The sequence below is a fragment of the Gelidibacter salicanalis genome, assembly GCF_016469035.1.
Classification (GTDB): domain Bacteria; phylum Bacteroidota; class Bacteroidia; order Flavobacteriales; family Flavobacteriaceae; genus Gelidibacter; species Gelidibacter salicanalis_A.
In genome coordinates this window covers 1-252 of the sequence record NZ_JAEHJZ010000414.1, presented here as the reverse complement: position 1 = coordinate 252, position 252 = coordinate 1, and the positions used below count along the sequence as shown (strand labels likewise).

Annotated in this window: 1 protein-coding gene; it reads left to right on the top strand. The window is 54.4% G+C overall.

All coding sequences use genetic code 11. The features are described from left to right. On the top strand, positions 1-243 hold a 243-nt coding region (locus tag JEM65_RS22670; RefSeq protein WP_233530815.1), incomplete at its 5' end, for a hypothetical protein. Positions 244-252: the final 9 nt, after the last annotated feature.

Below are 252 nucleotides of genomic sequence, written 5' to 3'. Positions count from 1 at the left end.
AAGGGGGTTGAGGGTGCTGGGGATAGGCAGGCTCAGGGTAGCCACCATAGTGTGGGGGAGGTTGGTGACCGTAGTGCTGGGAGGGCAAGGCCACCACGGCCCATGGGAGGAGTGCCAAAACAGCCACAAAAGCCTGAAAGGATGGAATGTCAATTAATATTGGTCATAACTTCCGGAGGTGGGTGGGGAGCATGTTGGGGATTGGAATGTGTACCTTCATATTGCTATCGGGATGGGATGTGATTGCTAAGG